At 69.6% G+C, this 2,579-nt stretch carries 3 protein-coding genes; all 3 read left to right on the top strand.

The window, feature by feature from the left end; all coding sequences use genetic code 11:
* Positions 1–413, top strand: a 413-nt coding sequence (locus tag NFT33_RS14990) for a Tn3 family transposase (protein ID WP_251676550.1), incomplete at its 5' end; no start/stop codon positions are given.
* A gap of 105 nt (positions 414–518) precedes the next feature.
* Positions 519–1,763: an NO-inducible flavohemoprotein gene (gene hmpA, locus NFT33_RS14985; protein ID WP_251676547.1), complete on the top strand. Its 1,245-nt coding sequence runs from the start codon at positions 519–521 to the stop codon at positions 1,761–1,763.
* A gap of 68 nt (positions 1,764–1,831) precedes the next feature.
* The gene (locus NFT33_RS14980) at positions 1,832–2,266 is read left to right on the top strand and encodes an RrF2 family transcriptional regulator (protein WP_251676544.1); all 435 of its coding nucleotides are present in this window, start codon (positions 1,832–1,834) and stop codon (positions 2,264–2,266) included.
* Positions 2,267–2,579: the final 313 nt, after the last annotated feature.

Below are 2,579 nucleotides of genomic sequence, written 5' to 3'. Positions count from 1 at the left end.
TTGCTCAACACCTCGCGCATGACCTGTCTTGCTCGGTACAGTGGCCAGCTGCGTATGGGCCAATGATCATATGGGACCCAACAAATAAGGGCGAGGCGCGCAACGCGCTGGCCAGGGCGGTCTTCTTCTACCGATTGGGTGAAATCCGCGACCGCAGTTTTGAGCAGCAGCGCTACCGGGCCAGCGGCCTCAATCTGGTGACGGCGGCCATCGTGTTGTGGAACACGGTATATCTGGAGCGTGCCACCAGTGCTTTGCGTGGCAACGGCACGGCGCTGGACGACACATTGTTGCAATATCTGTCGCCGCTGGGGTGGGAGCACATCAACCTGACCGGCGATTACCTATGGCGCAGCAGCGCCAAGGTCGGTGCGGGGAAGTTTAGGCCATTGCGACCGCTGCCACCGGCTTAGCGTGCTTTATTTTCCGTTTTCTGAGACGACCCCCACATCCCTTGCGGCCTTTAAAGATGCATGCACAATGCATCTATTGACCCACTCTGACCTCCAGGCCCTGCCATGCTCGACGCCCCCACCCGCGCCCAGGTGCGCGCCACCGCCCCGGTGCTGCAGCAGCACGGCGTGGCGCTGACGCGCCACTTCTACGCCCGCATGTTCCAGCACAACCCGGAGCTGCGCGAGATCTTCAACCAGGGCCACCAGCGCAGCGGCACGCAGCAGCAGGCGCTGGCCATGGCGGTGGCGGCGTATGCCGAGCACATCGACGACCCCACGGTGCTGATGCCGGTGCTCGAGCGCATCGCGGCCAAGCATGTGAGCCTGGGCATCCGGCGCGAGCACTACGCCATCGTCGGGCGGCACCTGCTGGCCTCCATCACCGAGGTGCTGGGCGAGGAGGCGGCCACGCCGGCGCTGATGGACGCCTGGGCGCAGGCCTATGGCCAGCTGGCGGCGCTGCTGGCCGGCATGGAGCAGGGCCTGTACGACCAGGCCGCGACCCAGCCCGGCGGCTGGACCGGCTGGCGCAGCCTGCGGGTGCAGCGCCGCCAGGCCGAGAGCGAGGAGATCACCTCCTTCCACCTGGTGCCGGCCGACGACGGCCCGGTGCCGGCCTTCCGGCCGGGGCAGTATCTGTCGGTGCGGGTGCTGGTGCCGGCGCTGGGCTACCGCCAGCCGCGGCAGTACAGCCTGTCGAACGCGCCCGGGGGCGATCACCTGCGCATCTCGGTCAAGCGCGAGGACGGGCAGGGCGCGCCGGGCGCACCGGGCGGTGAGGCCGGCATGGTCTCGACCTGGCTGCACCGGCACCTGGCCGAGGGCGAGGTGCTGGAGGTGGCGCCGCCGGCGGGCGACTTCGTGCTGCACGAGGACCGCGACACGCCGGTGCTGCTGCTCAGCGCCGGGGTCGGCATCACGCCGATGATGGCGATGCTCGAGCACCTGGCGCGCACGCAGCCGGCGCGCACCGTGCGCTTCGTGCACGCGGCGCGCCATGCCGGGGTGCAGGCCTTCGGGGCGCGGGTGCGTGCGCTGGTGGCGGGGCTGGCCGATGCGCGGGCCTGGTTCGTGCACGAGGCGGCGCCCGCGAGCGTGCCGGCCGACGGCGCCGCGCCCGACGCGCTGGGCCGCATCGACCCGGCCGACCTGCGCGCCCGAGGCCTGCTGCCCGACGATGCCGACATCTACCTCTGCGGCCCGGCCGGCTTCATGGCCGTGCAGCGCCGCGCGCTGCTGCAGCTGGGCGTGCCGGCCGCGCGCATCCATGCCGAGGCCTTCGGCACCGGCGGCGTGGCCGAGGGCTGAGCGGCGGCGGCGGGTCAGGCCGGCGCGGCCCGCGCGGCCGGGCGGGGCGCTGGCGTATGCTGGCCGCCATGCAACTGACCCGATTCACCGACCTGGGGCTGCGGGTGCTGATGTATGTCAGCGTCAGCGCGCCCGGCGAGGTCGTCACCATCGCCGAGATCGGCCAGCGCTTCGACGCCGCGCCCAACCATCTGACCAAGGTGGTGCAGTTCATGGGCCAGCAGGGCTGGCTGGTCAATGTGCGCGGCAAGGGCGGCGGCGTGCGCCTGGCGCGCCCGGCCGCCGACTACCGCCTCGGCCAGATCGTGCGCGCGCTGGAGCGCACCGAGGCGCTGATCGACTGCGCCGAGCCGCCGTGCGTGCTGCGCGGCGCCTGCGCGCTCAAGGGCCTGCTCGACCAGGCCGAGGACGCCTTCTACGCCGAGCTGGACCGCCACACCCTGGCCGACGCGATGCGCGGCGGCACGGGGGAGGTGGTGGTGAGGCTGCATCGGGGGGGGTGACGGGGGGCGGATATGACCAGTTGTGCATTAGATGCACATCGGGCATGCATTTGATGTGCATTCGATGTGAATTTGATGCTACGATCGGTTCTTGAAAGATCTTTCCTGAGCAAGTGCAAAAGGAAGCGCCGCCAAGGCAACTTGGTCCCACCTGGAGTGGGAGTCCCGCGAGGGTAGAGAGACTTGCATGCAACGGCCACCCTCAAAAGTGGCCGTTTGTCTTTTCTGGCGGCTCTGTTGCACAAAGCGAGCGTCCGAGCGCTCGTAGACTGACGCGGTGAGCGAAGCCAAGAAGAAGCGGACGAAGTACCGC

The organism is Sphaerotilus sp. FB-3, assembly GCF_023706025.1.
Classification (GTDB): Bacteria; Pseudomonadota; Gammaproteobacteria; order Burkholderiales; family Burkholderiaceae_C; genus Sphaerotilus; species Sphaerotilus sulfidivorans.
Note: the sequence above shows the minus strand (reverse complement) of the source record. Positions and strands in the feature narration are given on the sequence as shown.